At 64.2% G+C, this 15,665-nt stretch carries 15 protein-coding genes; 6 read left to right on the forward strand and 9 right to left on the reverse strand.

Features of this window, described 5'->3' with window-relative positions; all coding sequences use genetic code 11:
- Nucleotides 1–4: 4 nt before the first annotated feature.
- The gene (locus tag VIL42_09220; GenBank protein ID HEY8593026.1) at nucleotides 5–1,153 is read right to left on the reverse strand and encodes a zinc-dependent alcohol dehydrogenase; all 1,149 of its coding nucleotides are present in this window, start codon (nucleotides 1,151–1,153) and stop codon (nucleotides 5–7) included.
- A gap of 192 nt (nucleotides 1,154–1,345) precedes the next feature.
- Between VIL42_09220 and VIL42_09225 the strand changes: the two genes are divergently transcribed.
- A complete protein-coding gene (locus tag VIL42_09225) occupies nucleotides 1,346–1,612 on the forward strand; it encodes a hypothetical protein (protein ID HEY8593027.1) in 267 nt (88 codons plus the stop codon).
- Between the two features lie 25 nt (nucleotides 1,613–1,637).
- Here the strand turns inward: VIL42_09225 and VIL42_09230 are convergent, their stop codons facing one another.
- The 5 genes from VIL42_09230 to VIL42_09250 all read right to left on the reverse strand — a co-directional run bounded on the left by VIL42_09230 (nucleotide 1,638) and on the right by VIL42_09250 (nucleotide 6,644).
- On the reverse strand, nucleotides 1,638–2,129 hold the full coding sequence (locus VIL42_09230) for a hypothetical protein (protein ID HEY8593028.1): 492 nt from the start codon (nucleotides 2,127–2,129) through the stop codon (nucleotides 1,638–1,640).
- 14 nt (nucleotides 2,130–2,143) lie between these two features.
- Complete coding sequence (locus VIL42_09235) at nucleotides 2,144–2,641, reverse strand: hypothetical protein (protein ID HEY8593029.1); 498 nt, start codon at nucleotides 2,639–2,641, stop codon at nucleotides 2,144–2,146.
- 52 nt (nucleotides 2,642–2,693) lie between these two features.
- Nucleotides 2,694–3,656, reverse strand: a complete 963-nt coding sequence (locus VIL42_09240) for a hypothetical protein (GenBank protein ID HEY8593030.1) — start codon at nucleotides 3,654–3,656, stop codon at nucleotides 2,694–2,696.
- A 162-nt stretch (nucleotides 3,657–3,818) separates the two neighbouring features.
- Complete coding sequence (locus VIL42_09245) at nucleotides 3,819–5,570, reverse strand: DUF885 family protein (GenBank protein ID HEY8593031.1); 1,752 nt, start codon at nucleotides 5,568–5,570, stop codon at nucleotides 3,819–3,821.
- A gap of 180 nt (nucleotides 5,571–5,750) precedes the next feature.
- Nucleotides 5,751–6,644, reverse strand: a complete 894-nt coding sequence (locus tag VIL42_09250; GenBank protein ID HEY8593032.1) for a LysR family transcriptional regulator — start codon at nucleotides 6,642–6,644, stop codon at nucleotides 5,751–5,753.
- Between the two features lie 101 nt (nucleotides 6,645–6,745).
- Here VIL42_09250 and VIL42_09255 point away from each other — a divergent pair, with 101 nt between their 5' ends.
- The 5 genes from VIL42_09255 (at nucleotide 6,746) to VIL42_09275 (ending at nucleotide 9,119) form a co-directional block, all read left to right on the forward strand.
- Nucleotides 6,746–7,063: a DUF2218 domain-containing protein gene (locus VIL42_09255; protein ID HEY8593033.1), complete on the forward strand. Its 318-nt coding sequence runs from the start codon at nucleotides 6,746–6,748 to the stop codon at nucleotides 7,061–7,063.
- 33 nt (nucleotides 7,064–7,096) lie between these two features.
- Nucleotides 7,097–7,921 carry a class III extradiol ring-cleavage dioxygenase gene (locus tag VIL42_09260; GenBank protein ID HEY8593034.1) on the forward strand — a complete coding sequence of 275 codons (825 nt, stop codon included), beginning with the start codon at nucleotides 7,097–7,099 and terminating at the stop codon, nucleotides 7,919–7,921.
- Nucleotides 7,922–7,951: 30 nt separating this feature from the next.
- Nucleotides 7,952–8,362 (forward strand): DoxX family protein, encoded by a 411-nt coding sequence (locus VIL42_09265; protein ID HEY8593035.1) that lies wholly within the window; start codon nucleotides 7,952–7,954, stop codon nucleotides 8,360–8,362.
- Between the two features lie 89 nt (nucleotides 8,363–8,451).
- Nucleotides 8,452–8,820 (forward strand): VOC family protein, encoded by a 369-nt coding sequence (locus tag VIL42_09270; GenBank protein HEY8593036.1) that lies wholly within the window; start codon nucleotides 8,452–8,454, stop codon nucleotides 8,818–8,820.
- Nucleotides 8,821–8,921: 101 nt separating this feature from the next.
- Nucleotides 8,922–9,119: a hypothetical protein gene (locus VIL42_09275; protein ID HEY8593037.1), complete on the forward strand. Its 198-nt coding sequence runs from the start codon at nucleotides 8,922–8,924 to the stop codon at nucleotides 9,117–9,119.
- 520 nt (nucleotides 9,120–9,639) lie between these two features.
- On the opposite strand, the gene VIL42_09280 is transcribed toward VIL42_09275, so the two are convergent.
- The 3 genes from VIL42_09280 to VIL42_09290 all read right to left on the reverse strand — a co-directional run bounded on the left by VIL42_09280 (nucleotide 9,640) and on the right by VIL42_09290 (nucleotide 15,610).
- Nucleotides 9,640–12,159, reverse strand: coding sequence for a PAS domain-containing protein (locus VIL42_09280; protein ID HEY8593038.1), 2,520 nt, complete (start codon nucleotides 12,157–12,159; stop codon nucleotides 9,640–9,642).
- A gap of 39 nt (nucleotides 12,160–12,198) precedes the next feature.
- Entirely contained in the window at nucleotides 12,199–14,196 is a 1,998-nt protein-coding gene (parE, locus tag VIL42_09285; GenBank protein ID HEY8593039.1) for a DNA topoisomerase IV subunit B, read from the reverse strand.
- An 85-nt stretch (nucleotides 14,197–14,281) separates the two neighbouring features.
- Nucleotides 14,282–15,610 carry a Xaa-Pro aminopeptidase gene (locus VIL42_09290; GenBank protein HEY8593040.1) on the reverse strand — a complete coding sequence of 443 codons (1,329 nt, stop codon included), beginning with the start codon at nucleotides 15,608–15,610 and terminating at the stop codon, nucleotides 14,282–14,284.
- Nucleotides 15,611–15,665 lie beyond the last annotated feature (55 nt).

Here is a 15,665-nt window from a genome sequence, read left to right on the forward strand (position 1 = left end):
CTCCTTACGCGTTCGCAAGCACGAGGACCGGCTTGATGCAATTGTCGAGCTTGGCCGAAAACAGGTGGTAGGCGTCGGCGATGTCATCGAGCGGCACCTTGTGGGTGATGATCTTCTTCGGCTCGATGCGGCCTTCCTTCACATGCTCGATCAGCTTCGGCAGCAGCCGCTTCACGCTCGCCTGATTGGCGCGCAAGGTGAGGCCCTTGTTGACGACATTGCCGATCGGCACGAGGTTGCCGGTCGGGCCGTAAACGCCGACGATCGAGACGATCCCGCCTTTCTTCACCGAGTTGATCGCCCAGTGGAGCGCGATCGCCGAGCCGGCTTCGAGCTTCATCCTTTTGCCGATGATCGACTGAAGGATGTTGCCGCTGGCTTCCGCGCCCACCGCGTCGATGCAGACGTCGGCGCCGAGGCCATCGGTCGTCTTCTTCATGAAGACGACGACGTCGTCGAGCTCCTTGAAGTTGTATACCTCGGCCGGCGCGAATTCGCGGACGAACTCGAGCCGGTAGTCGATATGGTCGATGACGATCACGCGGCCGGCGCCGAACAGCCAGGCTGAGCGGGCCGCCATGATCCCGACCGGGCCCGCGCCGAAGACGACGACCGTGTCGCCCTTCTGGATGCCGCCCATCTCCGCCGCCTGATAGCCGGTGGGGACGACGTCGGTCAGCAGCACCGCATCGTCCGGGTCCATCCAGTCCGGGATCACCGTCGGGCCGAAGTCGGCATAAGGAACGCGGGCATATTCGGCCTGCCCGCCATCATAGCCGCCGGCCGTGTGCGAATAGCCGAAGATGCCGCCGACGGCGGTCGCGGCGGGGTTGGACTCGTGGCAGTTGCCGTACAGGCCCTGCTTGCAGAAATGGCACTGACCGCAGGCGATGTTGAACGGCACGAGGACGTGGTCGCCGACCTTCAGCTTCTCGACCTCCGAGCCGACCTCCTCGACGATGCCGCAGAATTCGTGGCCGAAGGTCTGGCCGATCCGCGTGTCCGGGACCATGCCGTGGTAGAGGTGCAAGTCGGACCCGCAGATGCAGCTGCGAGTGACCCGAACGATGGCGTCGCGGGGATGCTGGATCTCCGGCATCGGCTTTTCATCGACGCGGACTCGGTAGGGGCCGCGATAATCCATTGCACGCATGTCACATTCCTCCTGCCGGGCGGGCTTGTCGTGATGCGAACGCGCGCGGTGCAGCGAGGTTGCCGACCGCGCCGACCGGCGAAGCGCCGGCTAGGCAGGGCGCGCGCAAACGGCGACGGACGGATCAACGCTGCGGCGAAGAGGCGCCGATCGGCTCTGGCGCCTGATGTTTGTTCCTCATATGTTCTGGGCATGACAGGGCGAATCGTGGTCGAAGGCGTGAAACTGGCGGTGGTCATCCGAAACTGGCTGCGTTCGACTCCCGACCGGCTGTGGGGCGCCGATCCCAATTACGAAGCGCTGAAGAAGCTGAAGCGCCACGACCCCGAGCTTGCCCCCGATCCGAGGCGGGAAGTGGCCGATTATATCGTCGCCCGGATCGAGGAGCTGGACTGGGAAGTCACCCAGCCGGAGCCGGAAATGCCCGTCTCCCCGCCGCCGTACCGCGGCGACGGCTGAGCCGCCGCCGCGCCGGCACGCCTACCTACATCGAATTGTTGGTCGAGCCCATCGTCTGGTTGCCGCCGGTCACATCGCCGCCGGTCGAGATCTGCTGCTGGATCGCCTGCGTCAGCTGCGGCGTCGTCGTCGTCGCGGTGCAGCTTCCCTGGCCATTGGCGACGGCCGCAGCGAGCGCATCGACCGACACGCCGCACACCGTCGCGGCGACGCTGATCGGCACCTGTGCGTTGACGGGGATATTGTTGCGGTCGACCTTCAGCGACACGGACAGGTCGTTGAGGACATTCTGAAGGTTGACGCTGACGAGCGCAGGGACGCTCGAGCCGGTGCCGGTGCCGGTGCCGGTGCCGGTGCCGGTGCCGCCGGTACCCGTCGTCGTCCCGCCGCTGACGTCCCCGGCGCTGACTTCGCCGGCGCTCGAGGGCGCAGGCGTCTGGGTGGTCTTGCAGCCGGCAATCGCCAGGGTCATGCCGCCGATCATTGCGGCGCCGATCTTCCAAGAACGCGCGATCATCTGATCTTCCTTCCTTATTGCGGTGTGGTGGTGGTGGACGGCGCCGGCGTCGTTGTCGTCGTCGGGCTTGTCTGGCCGGTGGTCGCCGGCTGGGTTCCGCCGGTCGTCTGCGCGCCGCCGCCGACCGATCCGTTGGCGGCAAGCTGCTGCTGGATATATTGCTTGAGTTCGGGCGAGATGCTGTTCGCCGTGCAGCCGTCGCTTGAGCCGCCGCCCGCGCCGATCGACAGCACGTTGATCGAAACGCCGCAGACGTTGGCGGCGATGGTCACCGGGATCTGGGCGTTGATCGGGATGTTCGCCTTGTCGATGTTGAGGTCGAGCGCGAGATTGTTGAGGACGTTCGACAGGTTGACGTTGACCAGCGAGGGGACGGCGCTGACGGCGCTTGCCGCGCCTTCCGCGACGGTCTCGCCGACGCTCGCGACTCCATTGGCCGCTTTCTTGGCGGTGCTGCATGCCGACAGGGCGAGAACCATCGCCAGTGCCGGAACGGCGATTGAACTGCGCATAAACTGAGCTCCCTTTGTAGTGACGGCTAACGCCGCGCCGCTGAACTTTGTTTCAGCAGCCTGTTCGAGAGCGGTTCGCGGCGTCGATGTCCCGCTTCAGCGAGGCGAAATAAGCGTCGCGGTGCGCTGCATCCTCGCGGACGAGCTGTGCATCCATCGCCGCCTCATGGCCGTCGAGAAGCGCGCACTCCTCCTCGGTGCAGGCGCGCTCGTAATAAACACTGCCGTCGCAGGTGCCCTTTTCATAGCCGGTGAAGCCCGAAGGCGGCGGGAAGGTGGTGATCCACTTGCCGGCGGCGTCCAGCCAGCAGCGGTCGGCCATGTCCAGGCCGGGTGGGGAGGGGGGTGTGTCGGGTTCGTCGGTTTTGGCCTCGAGCAAGGCGGAGGCGGCAGCCGAGCCGCCGCTGCGGAAGGCGTCGAGCATGTGGTGCCAGTCGCCGGCGATCTCCGCCGACAAAGCGCCGTCGGCGCGGTCGTCGGCCGCCTGCTTGTCGAGGCGTTTGAGGACGGCGAGGCCGAGCCAGCTTTCATAATGACGCCGCTCTCCCACCAGCACGCCGTCGCGGTAATAATGTTCGACGGTACCGGTGATGCTGCGCTCGAGCAGGCCGTCGGCGACGACCGAGCGCGAGCGCGCCAGCGCGGCGGCCATGGCGGCGGCGAACACCGGATCGCGGTCGCGAAGCGCATAAGCGCTGTCGCGGTGCATGCCCGCGGCGCGGCAGGCCTCGGTCACCATGCCGGTGGAGGACAAGGCTTCGAGGAAGGCGGCGATGCGCTCCCCGGTCCAGCCGTCGTGGCGGGCGGGGATGGTGCGGGCGCGCGTCAGGACTTCCGCCACCGCTTCCGGATTGTCGAGGACGAGGGCGATCGCCGCCTCAAGCGCTTCGGCGGGGGTCGGCGGCGGCGCGGCCGGCGGGCCGGACTTCAGCCAGGCGACCGGCGCCGAGTGCGGGGTGGCGAAGGCGCGGGGCGGGACACCGTCAGGAAACGGTTCGTATCTTTGCTGTTCCATGAACCATATTGGAACATAGAAGGGCGTGTGTAGGAAAGTTGTTTGTGTCTGCTGTCGACCCATAGCAGACACTGATTAGACGAGTTTAGAGTCCTTACCGGGGCACCAGAGAGAAGCTCCTCGTAGAGCGCTGCGGGACTCATACGTCCTTTCAGTTGTAGCTCATTCTTCCTCGGGATACGGACCCTTGCCGCCCTCGGCGATGAAGCGGTCGATGCGCCTGTCCAGCACGGGTAGCGGGACTCCTCCAAGCTCCAGAATGGCGTCGTGGAACGCGCGAATGTTGAATTTCGCGCCCAGAGCCGTTTCGGCCCGCAAGCGGTTGGACCTGATAGCCCGTTCGCCCAAGTAATAAGCCAGGGCCTGACCAGGCCAGCTGATGTACCGGTCAACTTCCGTCTCTACCTCACGGGGAGACAAAGCAGTATTGGCGGACAAGAAAGCCTGCGCCTGCTCCCGGGTCCAACCTTTCGAATGGATGCCAGTGTCGACCACGAGACGCGCCGCCCGCCACATCTGATAGCTCAGCATGCCGAACCGGTCATATGGCGTCTCGTAGATCCCCATCTCGTCACCAAGCCACTCGCAATAGAGCGCCCAACCTTCCCCATAAGCGTTGAAGTAATAGTTTCGTCGAAACTCAGGTCGTTGCGTATTCTCGCGCGCCAGTGGCATCTGGAAGGCATGCCCAGGAGCCGCCTCGTGCAGTGTTAGCGCGCGCAAAGAATAAAGCGGCCGCGATCTCAGATCATAGGTGTTGACGAGATACGCTCCAGGACCACCGCGGCCTGCGGTGTAGGACGGCGCCAAGTCTGCGGGCACCGGAAGCACGGTAAAGCGCTGACGCGGCAAATGCCCAAAGTACAGCGGCAGCTTGCCGTCGATCTGTTTGGTAATCCACGCCGCTTCGCGCAACAGCTGGTCTTCGCTTGTGGCATAGAACCGCGGGTCCGACCGAAGCATCTGCAGAAACGCGGGGAAGCTACCTGAGAAGCCGGTTTTCCGCATCTCGGTCACCATTTCGGCATGGAGCTTGTCCACCTCCGCAACGCCGATCGCGTGAATTTCCGCCGGTGTCAGATTGGTGGTCGTAAACTCGCGAACGAGTGATCTGTAGTAAGCATGACCGGCTGGCAGCGCCTCGGCAGCCAGTGTTTTCCGGGCGGCTGGTATGTATTCCGCGCGCAGGTACTTAAGCAACTTGGCATATGCAGGTATGACCAAAGCATTGATCAACTGCTTCGCCTCAGATCGAAGAGCCGCCTGCGCGGGAGCAGGGATCACCGCCGGCATGGTCCGGAACGGCTCATAGAAGAGAGTTTCCTCCGGCGATCTCGCTGCAGCTACGGACGAAACTGTTGCCTCGCGCCCTTTCAACGTCACCGCGGGCGGGGTGAAGCCGCGCGCCGCGCCAGCGCGCATATTCGCGATTTGCTGGTCGAAGTAGCGCGGCAACTCGCGCATCTGCGTCAGCCAATTACGATAGTCGCGCTCAGTCTTGAACGTTCCGCGAGCGACGAATCCGATGTCCGTCCAGAAGCTACTGTCGGCGTTGAGCGGCTTCTCATACTCGCGGAAGCGGAGCCGTTCGACCATCGTCTCGATCTGAAACCGGTAGACGTCGTAGTCCGCCTGGCGCGCAACAGACAAGCTGTCGCGCGAAATGCCGTCTAGCTCACGCAAAACTTCCCTGAGGTAGGCGAGCCGCGCCCCCTGAGCCGCGGGCGATAGATCCGGCAAGTGCGGCCTGACGGCAGTGTTATCCTCGCCCCCTGCCTCTTGATTCTGGCGCCAACTCCACTCTCGCGCTGCAACCTTCCCGAAGCGGGAGTCCGCGCTTGGCGAAGCGTACACGACGTTGCTGCCGATGGTGAGCATCGCACCTGCGGCAAATCGGACAAGGGAGGTCTTCATGGTGCAAGGGTAACCATAAAGGGCCATTCGGCAAGGCGGGTTACCTCTGCTCCAACCCATCGCGCGAGGATCGCTCCTCAGCTCAGCCCACGATGGACCACCTCTGCAAAAGTCCAGTCCAAACGAGGTGACCGGAGTTGGGGCTTCAGACTAGGTCCGCCGTCGACCCGTTTGCGGACATTAGTTGCTCCCTCGTTGCAGCTGCTCGAGCAGCGATCGGGCGGCTGTGCCCAAAGGACGGTTGCGCTGATGGACTGCGTAGACGGGTATCGCTCCGGGCAGGATAGCGGGATCGTCGATCGGCAAGCGTCGAAGTCGCCCGTCCGCCAAATGCTCTTCGACAAGGTGCGATGGCATGGTGGCCCAGCCGAAGCCTGCCAGAAGAAAGTCGAGCCGCCGTCCGAGATCTACGAAGCGCCACACGCGGGGGCTGACGATACTGTAGCTCGGCCCGCCCTGGTTCTCTGGGTCGGTGAGCACCAGCTGCACGTGCTCGGCAAGCACTTCGCGCTCCAGGCGACGGCTCTCGCTGGCCAGCGGGTGCGACGGAGCGACGACGGGCACCAGTTCGATGGATGTGATCGGGTAGGCTTGAAGGTCCTGCGCCTGGTTCGGCAGCATGATGCACAAGCCTAATGCAGCAGTCCCCGACCGGACGCGCCGCTCGGCACCACCAAGGCCCTCGGTGAATAAAGTAACCGCGAGGTCGGGAAAGCGCTGCTGCAAGTCGGCAAGCGTCCGGATTACCGGTCCACTCGGAACCATGTTGTCGACTGCGAACGTCAGCTCCGGCTCCAGCCCTCCCGCAATCGCGCTCGCAGTCCGCTCGAACAGTTCGGCCTGGCGCAGCACTTGCCGAGCTTGCTTGGCCAATGCGCGGCCCGCCTCCGTCAGCACGGGCGCCCGTCCTGACCGATCGAACAGCCGGACGCGCTGCATGTTCTCCAGGGTCTGCACCGCGTGGCTGATTGCCGACTGCGCCCGCTGCAGCTTCCTGCCTGCTGCGGAGAAGCTGCCGGTCTCCTCGATCATAACCAGCACGCGCAACTGGTCGAGCGTCAAAGTGCCAAGCACGTCCTATCTCCAAAGCAGATGGATAACATCGATCTTTTATCTCTCCTGCTGAGGGTCTGTCGAGACTATCTCCCCTCAACATGGAATGTCCGGAGGCTATCATGAACACCTTATCGGCTGCGGCAGTCGTGCCGACTTCGAGCGCCAGCCGCTACCTTCAGCAGCTTGCCAAGCATTGGTCCCACAAGTTTCCCGTCGAGTTCACGCCGACGGACGGCAGCATCACCTTTCCTAAGGATGTTAAGGGCGCGGCCTTCGCCCGTGACGCCATTGTGAAGCTACATGCCACTGACGCAGCGCTCGAAGTCCGGGTGGAAGCTTCAGAGCCGGCACAGCTCGAAGGCGTCAAAGGTGCCGTCGCCAGCCACCTCGACCGCTTTGCATTTCGCGAAGCTCCGCTCCCGTTCGACTGGCGCTGAGCGCCCCCACATAATTCAAGAAGGAGAGCTCCAATGAGCACCCGTCTTCCGACCTACTTCATCAGCCATGGGGGCGGCCCCTGGCCCTACCTGGACGGCCCGTTCCGGCGCATGTTCGATCAACTGGAACAATCGCTGTTCGACATCCGCAGCGAACTTCGCGACGCGCCGAAAGCGGTGCTGGTCATCACCGGTCACTGGGAGGAGAATGGTTTCGCCATTTCCTCGGCAGAGCAGCCGGGCATGGAATATGACTATTCCGGCTTCCCGCCGCACACTTACGAGATCAAGTACAAGGCACCCGGCTCGCCTGAACTGGCGAAGCGGGTGCAGGCACTGCTGGCGGACGGCGGAATTGGTGCCCGCCTCGACCCAAGCCGCGGGTTCGACCATGGCACCTTCAGCATCATGAAGCCGCTCTATCCCGGCGAGGACATCCCGCTGGTGCAGCTGTCGATCGATCGCAGCTACGATCCCGAACTGCACCTTCGGCTCGGGCGACTGCTTGCGCCGCTTCGCGATGAAGGCGTGCTGATCATCGGCAGCGGGCTCAGCTATCACAACCTGCGGGAGGCGCGTGGCACCGAGGGTGTGGAACCGTCACGGCAGTTCGACGCGTGGCTGCAGCAAACTCTGGTCGCTGCCAGCCCGAGCGAGCGAACCGAGCGCCTGCTGCATTGGGAGCAAGCGCCGCTCGCCCGCGCCGCTCATCCGCAGGAGGATCACCTGATCCCTCTCATGGCGGCGGTCGGTGCAGCTGAGAATGAGAGTGGCGCCGCTGTCTACCATCAAGAGGACCTGTTCGGCGGGATCACCGCTTCGAGCTTCCGTTTCGGCGATGTGCCGAGCGTCCAGTAACCCGCGTTTAAGCTGATCAAGGAGATACCCATGTCCAAACTCGACCGCTATGCGCCCCACGCGCTGGCCGCTCTTCGCATCATCACGGCATTGCTCATGATCGAGCATGCCACGATGAAGTTCTTCGCCTTTCCGGCTCCAATGCCGATGCCCGGACCCTTGCCGACGATCATCGTTGCTGCCGGGGTAATCGAGCTCGTCACGGGCACGCTGATCAAGCTCGGGCTGTTCACGCGCCCCGCTGCTTTCCTCGCCTCTGGCACGATGGCTGCAGCCTATTTCATGGGTCATGCGACGCAGGGCTTCTGGCCGGCCCTCAACCAGGGCGAGCCGGCAATCATGTTCTGCTTCGTCTTCTTCTACCTGATCTTCGCAGGCCCCGGTGCGTTCAGCGTCGACGGCCTGCGCCGCCGCGGCACTTCGGAAGCTGCTGCTCGCTAAGCACAAGCGCTGACGAAAGGAACATCGGATGCAAATCGTTGGATTCCCCTTGGTCCACTAAGGCGTGGGTTCCTGAAAGGAATGTTCAGATGAAAGTTGAAGGAATCACGTGGCACGCAATCACTCTTGAAGAGGGTGCATTCACTGCCGCCAAGCGGTTTTACATCGACACCATGGGCCTAACGCCGATGATGGAGATGGACGGCGTCGCCGTATTCCAGATGGCCAACGGTTCATTGCTGGAGCTCTACCTTCCGACCACCGTCCCGCCATACGGCTACAATGGAAGCCTATCGTTCGGCTTCCGCGTCGACGACATCGAGAAAGCGTCGCACGAGATAGAAGCGGCAGGCGGCGAACTCCTCGGCGAGATCACGCGGGTGCAGGATATGGGCTACGCCTACCGCCACTTCCGCGGACCTGATGGCCGGGTCTACGGGCTGAATGAGCAAGGTTGAGAGCCCTAACGTCCGCTTTCCACCCAGTCCGGACGTAGATGGCTTAGGTCTGCTTTCGACCCCATTGCGGACAAAAGCGGTTGCTGGGACAATGTGGTCTGATGACCAGGTCGAAGCCTCTCGCCTTAGCCTTGTTCTTGGTCTGGGAGGGCTATTGGGCTTACGTCTTTGCGACAGCACCCAACCCTGATGAGAAGATGGATACGGTCTTCGCCTTGCTGATGGCTGTATTCCTGCCCCTGCTCATTGCTGCCGCGGCAGGGTTGATCGTGCTCGGCAAGCGACTGGGCCAGGGCTAAGCCGGTCGATGATCGAAGGCGAAGCTAAGCCCGGTGGGACTGAGCAAGACCAACAATAGCCGGTGATTCCGTCCCGACGAGCCGGAGCGTGAACAGCGTCAGCCCGCATTCGTCGGTGACAGTCATGTTCCAATCGCTGGAGTTCCAGAACTCGCCCGCGTGGTCACAGATTAGGCGTCCGGCGTAGCGGACCGCCTCGCACTTCGCTTCCGCTATGCTCGGTAGCTCCATGCCTACATCGTCATGGAGACCCGAACCGTCTTCGATATTGAAGTAGTAACGACCCACTGTGCGCTCCCCCGCAGTGGTGGGCGGGAGCGCGATAGTCTCTCAGCCGTCAGCGCCGAATCATGCTAACGATCTTACTGATATACCTTAGCTTTTTTGTTCCGTCGCGGGTTGTTTCGCCTGCGCGAACGGATTTCGTCTGCTCCTGGGGGCTCACGGGCGCCGCATCCTTGGCCAAGTAGAGTGTATAAGTGCCACATGGACGAGCGTGTCCAGGAAAAGCTTTTGTCGATCAGCCTGCTGCCGACCTGCGAGCCTTTTCCAGCGCTTCGGTGAGTGCTTCGGCCGAATAGGGCTTCTGGAGCAAGGGGAAGCCGTGGCCGCTTTCCTGGCTCAACACATGGCTATAGCCGCTGGTCAGGACGACCGGCTGTTGCGGCCATTGCTTGCGGACGATCTTCGCGAAGTCGAGGCCGCTCATCCCGGGCATGACGACATCGGTGAAGATCACGTCGAACTCCTCGCCTTTTTCCAGGACGCCCAGCGCTTCGTCTGCCGATGCAGCGACCGTCAGTTCGAAGCCGAGATCGCCGAGCAATTCCGCCGTGAAGGCGCGGACATCGTCATTGTCCTCGATCAACAAGACGCGCCCGCCGCGTTCGGGACGCGACATGGGTGCCGAAGTCGGATGGCTCACTTGCGGCTGATCCGTGGTGGCGGGCAGCAACAAGGTGAAGGCCGTGCCTTGCCCTGGCTTGCTTTCGACCAAGACCTCACCGTCGGACTGCTTGACGAAGCCATAGACCTGGCTGAGGCCGAGGCCGGTGCCCTTGCCGACTTCCTTGGTCGTGAAGAAAGGCTCGAAAATCCGTTGGAGAGAGTCTTCGTCGATCCCGTGGCCGGTGTCCGCGACGATGATCTCCACGAAGTCGCGCTCGGCCCGCTTCTCCTTGCGGATCGTGATCCGAAGCTCCCCGCCGGACGGCATGGCATCGCGTGCGTTCACCGCCATGTTGACGATCGCCGTTTCGAATTGGGCGACATCGGCTTCGACGAAGCAGTCCGGGCAGTCGGCGACGATGTCGAGCATGCGCTGCGAGCCGAGGACGGTGCGCAACATGTCCCGAAGGCTTTCCACCTGTGATGCGACATCGAACAATTGCGGGCGCAGCGCCTGGCGGCGAGCGAAGGCGAGCAGCTGCCCGGTCAGGCGAGCTGCGCGGTCCGCGGTCTCGGAGATTGCGTCGATATAGCGGCGGCGTTTCTCGTCCGGGACATTGTCGCTGCGCAGGACGTCAGCGGAGCCGCGAATGACCGTCAGCAGATTGTTGAAATCATGGGCGATGCCGCCGGTGAGCTGGCCGATCGCTTCCATCTTCTGACTTTGCCTGAGCGCTTCATTTGCGACCTCGAGTTCACGCGTGCGCTCCTGGACCCTTTGCTCGAGGTTGTGATTGGCGCGCTGCGCCGCCTCGAACAGGCGGGCGTTGTCGATGGCGACGGCCGCCTGGCCTGCAAGGCCCAGGAGCAGCTGCTCGCTCTCCGCGGTGAAAATGCCGACGTCGGAATGGGCGAAGAACAGGCCGCCAATCACTTCGCCGCTTCGCGACGTGACGGGGACTGCAAGGTAGCTGCGAACGGGCAAATGGCCTTTCGGCATTCCGTGGTGCGGGCTGTTCTTGCCGTAGCGCGGATCCTTGGTGATGTCGTCGGAACGCACCACGCCCTCGCCCTTGAACGTCGGCGCGAAGACTTGGGTCGCTCGAGGGTGCCCGAAAGAGTCGAAGTCCGACCGCTCTGCGCCGGATAGCGAGTAGAGCAGGAAACTTTCACCAGCTTCGTTGATGACGTTGTAGAAGAAGGCCCCGAACTGGGCGCCGCTCAGTTGGACTCCGGCGTCGGTGACGATCTGCACGATGCGGCTCAAGTCGAGCTCGGACGCGAGTGCCTGACCTGCCCGGTTCAGCGCGTCGAAGCGGGCCTGTTCGGCTTTATCCTGCTCGACGTTGCGCGCCTCGATGACGGTGCCGATCGGGTTGCCGGCTTCGTCGAGGAGCGGGCTTGCGGTGAAGGCTACGGGATAGAAGCTTCCATCCGGGGCAACGAACAGTTCCTCGCCCTGAACCTGCGCGCGGTCGGGGAATGCGCGATCGATCGGGCATTCTTCGACAGGGTAGGGCGAGCCATCCGGCTTGGTGTGGTGAATGGCGTCGTGAAGACGGCGGCCCTGCAGTTGCTCGAACGAGTAGCCGGTAAGCTGCTCGGCGGCCGCATTGGCATAAACGCACTGCTGCCGGTCATCCATGAGGAAGACGGCCATCTTCGTGTTGCTGAGGATCGCGTCGAGACGGCGGCTGGTCTCCTGCAGCTCCTCCTCAGCGGAACGCGCATCCGAAACGTCCCTGTAAAACACCGCGACGCCGGCTTTGACAGGGACGATGCGCGATTCCAGCCAAGCGCTGTTTCCGCCCTCGAACACATGATGGTGGACGTGGGTGCGGATTTGCCGCTCGTGCATGACCTCTTTGAACAGCTGCCCCAGCTCGCTCTCTTCGAGGCCTGGCGTGACTTCCCAAAGCGTCCGGCCGAGCAAGCTGGCCTTCGGCCTTCCATCCAGCGCCAAAGCGGCAGCATTCACGTCGAGAAGCCGAAAATCATGATCGAGGAGGAAGAAAGCCTCCGACATGTTTTCGAGTACGTCCCGAGCGAAATCGGGAATCTCGTGAGCTGGGCCTTCCGACGGGTGTGACAAAGGCTTTCCTACGCTACCGGGCCCCCAGGACGCGCTAGGGTCTGCGGGGCGCGTCGGCAAGATGGAAGGTCATTTGCCTGGGCGCCGAGACAGGCAAAATCAGGCGTCGATGGCCTCTTCATCGACGGCGGCGGCGCTGCGCTGGATGAAGTCGAAGCGCTTGGCGGGGTCCTTGCCCATGAGTTGTTCGACGATGTCGCGGGCGGGCTGGCGCTCTTCGAACGAGGCGGGCAGCGTGACCTTGAGCAGGGACCGCGTCTTCGGGTCCATGGTCGTTTCCTTGAGCTGGTTCGGGTTCATTTCGCCGAGGCCCTTGAAGCGGCTGACCTCGACTTTCTTGCCCTTGAACTCGGTGGCTTCGAGCTCGGCGCGGTGGGCGTCGTCGCGGGCGTATAGGGTCTTGGCGCCGGCGGTGAGGCGGTAGAGCGGCGGCTGGGCGAGGAACAGGTGCCCGCGGCGGACGAGCTCCGGCATTTCCTGGAAGAAGAAGGTCATCAGCAGGGTGGCGATGTGGGCGCCGTCGACGTCGGCGTCGGTCATGATGATCACGCGTTCGTAGCGCAGCGCGTCTTCCGACCATTTGTCGCGGATGCCGCAGCCAAGCGCGAGCTGGAGGTCGGCGATTTCGCTGTTGGCGCGAATCTTGTCCTGCGTGGCCGAGGCGACGTTGAGGATCTTGCCGCGGATGGGGAGGATCGCCTGCGTCTTGCGGTCGCGGGCCTGCTTGGCCGAGCCGCCGGCGCTGTCGCCTTCGACGATGAAGATTTCGGTGCCCTTGGCGTCGTCATTGGCGCAGTCGGTGAGCTTGCCCGGCAAGCGGAGCTTGCGGGCGGAGGTGGCGGTCTTGCGCTGCACCTCGCGCTCGGCGCGCCGCTTGAGGCGCTCCTCCATCCGCTCGAGGATCGAGCCCAAGAGCGCGCGGCCGCGGTCCATATTGTCGGCGAGATAATGGTCGAAATGGTCGCGCACCGCGGCCTCGACGAAGCGCGCCGCCTCGAGGCTGGTCAGGCGGTCCTTGGTCTGGCTCTGGAAATGCGGATTGCGGATGAAGACCGAGAGCATCAGCTCGACGCCGTTGAAGACGTCGTCGGCGGTGATGTCCTTGGCCTTCTTGTTGCCGACCAGCTCGCCGAACGCGCGGATGCCCTTGGTGAGCGCGGCGCGGAGGCCCGCTTCGTGGGTGCCGCCGTCGGGAGTCGGGATAGTGTTGCAGTAATAGGACTCGCTGCCGTCTGAATAGAGCGGCCAAGCGACGGCCCATTCGGCTGAGCCCTGCGACTTGCCTTCCGCGTCGGCCGGAAAATCCTGGCGGCCGGTGAAGGGCTGATTGGTGACGGTGGGCCGCTCGCCAATCTGGTCGGCGAGATTGTCGGCGAGGCCGCCCGGGAAGTGGAAGACGGCCGTTTCGGGCACGCCTTCGGAGGCGAGGCTCGGGTCGCAGCGCCAGCGGATCTCGACGCCGGCGAAGAGATAGGCCTTGGAGCGCGCGAGCTTGTAGAGCCGCGCAGGGGTGAAGGCGGCGTCGGCGCCGAAGATTTCCGGATCGGGCGTGAAGGTGACGCTGGTGCCGCGGCGGTTGGGCGCGGCGCCGACTTCCTGCAGCGCGGACGTGGCGAGGCCCTTGGCGAAGGACTGGCGGTAGAGCTTCTTGTCGCGCGCGACCTCGATCACCGTCTCGGTCGAGAGGGCGTTGACGACGCTGACGCCGACGCCGTGGAGGCCGCCGGACGTGGAGTAGGCCTTGCCCTCGAACTTACCGCCCGAGTGGAGGGTGGTCATGATGACCTCGAGCGCGCTCTTGCCCGGGTACTTCGGGTGCGGGTCGACGGGGATGCCGCGGCCGTTGTCGGTGACGGTCAGGCGGTTGCCCTTGTCGAGCACGACTTCGATGCGGTTGGCGAAGCCGGCGACCGCTTCGTCCATGCTGTTGTCGATGACTTCGGCGGCGAGGTGGTGGAGCGCGCGGTCGTCGGTGCCGCCGATATACATGCCGGGGCGGCGGCGGACGGGTTCGAGGCCTTCGAGGACCTCGATCGCGCTAGCGTCGTAAACATTGTCGCTCGAAGGCGCTGCTGAAGAGGCGAAGAGATCGGACATGTGCCGACCAGCTATAAGGTCGGCCCGCGAGCGCTGCCAAGGCGGCGGCCGGGGTTATCCACAGCCGCGAATCAGGCGCGCTGCCTCAGCGGGCCGCCATTACCGCTTCGATCTCGGCGACGGTGCGCGGGATGAAGCGGCTCATGTTCTCGGCGCCGGTCGCGGTGAGGAGATATTGGTCCTCGATGCGGACCCCGAGGTTGCGCTCGGGGATGTAGATGCCGGGCTCGAGCGTCAGCACGGTATTGGCGGGCATCGGCGCGGCATAGTCGCCGACGTCGTGGACATCGATGCCGACGAAATGGCCGAGGCCGTGCCAGAAATCGTCCCGGTGGCCGGCTCGGTCGATCACCTGGGTGGCGGCGACCTGCGCGTCCTCGTGGATCGCGCCGGCGCGCAGCTTGCTCGCCGCCGCATTTTGGGCGGCGAGGACGGTTTCGTAGACGCGGCGCTGTTCGGGCGTGAAGCGGCCGTCGACCGGGAAGGTGCGGGTGATGTCGGACGCATAGTAGCGATATTCAGCGCCGGCATCGACGAGGATCAGGTCGCCGGCGCGGATGACATTCTCGCCATTCTGATAGTGGAGAACGGTCGAATTGCGGGCGACGCCGACGATCGACGGATAAGCGAGGCGGTCGGTGCCGCCGCGGCGGAACGCGTCCTCGATGATCAGGCGCAGCTGCCGCTCGGTCATGCCGGGGCGGGCGGCCTTCATCGCGGCAACATGCCCCATGCCGCTGATCTCGACGGCCTTGCGCATCAGCTCGAGCTCGCGCGGTTCCTTGGCGACGCGCATGGCGCGGACCAAATTGGCGTTGTTGACGATCTGGGTGCCGGGCACGCGGGCGGCGATCTTGCCGTAGAGCTCAAGCTCGCGCGGCACGGGGGAATTGGCGCCGACCAGGGCGCCGAGATAGCGCAGCCTGCCGGCGCGGGCGGCGATCTCGCTGAGCCCGCCGCCGAGCGCGCCGATGCGGGTGACCCGCTCGAAGCCGGTGCGGCGGCGGACCTCGTTGCTGATCGGCAGCTGCACGCCTTCGTAGCGGTCGGTGTCGGGGTTGCGGTTGGGGAGGAACAGCACCTCCCGGTAGCGCTCGCCGGGCGCGAGCAGCAGCGCGGCGCCGGCGACGTCGCGAATGCCGGTCAGGTAGAAGAAGTCCGTCTCGATGCCGTCGACCTCGGGCACATTGGAATCGAGATTGATCTTCGCGGGCCCGTAGATGACGGCGGCGCCGTCCTTCATCTGCGCCATCAGGCGGGCGCGCCGCTCGCGGTACACGTCGGGGCCGAACGGCGCGATGGTGCCCGGATAGCCGTAGAGCCGGTCGTCGGCGACGGCCTGTGCAAGGCCTCTTGCCGGTACGACGGCCGCTGCCGCGGCGCCGGCGGCCATGAATCCACGCCTGTCGAACATGTCGGTTCCCCCCACCAAGAACGAGCGAGCGTAGCTGCCGACGGAGGGAACGCAA

Source organism: Sphingomicrobium sp. (genome assembly GCA_036563485.1).
In the GTDB taxonomy this organism is placed as follows: domain Bacteria; phylum Pseudomonadota; class Alphaproteobacteria; order Sphingomonadales; family Sphingomonadaceae; genus Sphingomicrobium.